We start from the raw sequence: 252 nt of genomic DNA, 5'->3' as shown, positions 1-252 counted from the left end.
CAGATACCTCGACCCTGACCTTGACCGTCACCCCGGTGAACGATGATTTCAGCGATGATAATGAAACTCGCAGCATCGTCGAGGACAGCCCTGAAGTCAGCGGCAATGTGATTGATGGCAGCAGCGTTGATGGCGATCTCAGTATCACCACCTTCACCATTGCCGGCGACAACACCGTCTATAATGCCGATGGCAGTGACGTCACCCTCAACGGTGTCGGCACCTTTAGCCTGGGCAGCGATGGCCAGTACA

At 55.6% G+C, this 252-nt stretch carries 1 protein-coding gene; it reads left to right on the top strand.

All coding sequences use genetic code 11. The annotated features are described in order from the left end of the window. Nucleotides 1-252, top strand: a 252-nt coding sequence (locus K5R16_RS22395; RefSeq protein ID WP_220740641.1) for an Ig-like domain-containing protein, incomplete at both ends; no start/stop codon positions are given.

Origin of the sequence: Shewanella sp. c952 (assembly GCF_019654975.1) — a bacterium.
Lineage (GTDB): Bacteria > Pseudomonadota > Gammaproteobacteria > Enterobacterales > Shewanellaceae > Shewanella.
Note: the sequence above shows the minus strand (reverse complement) of the source record. Positions and strands in the feature narration are given on the sequence as shown.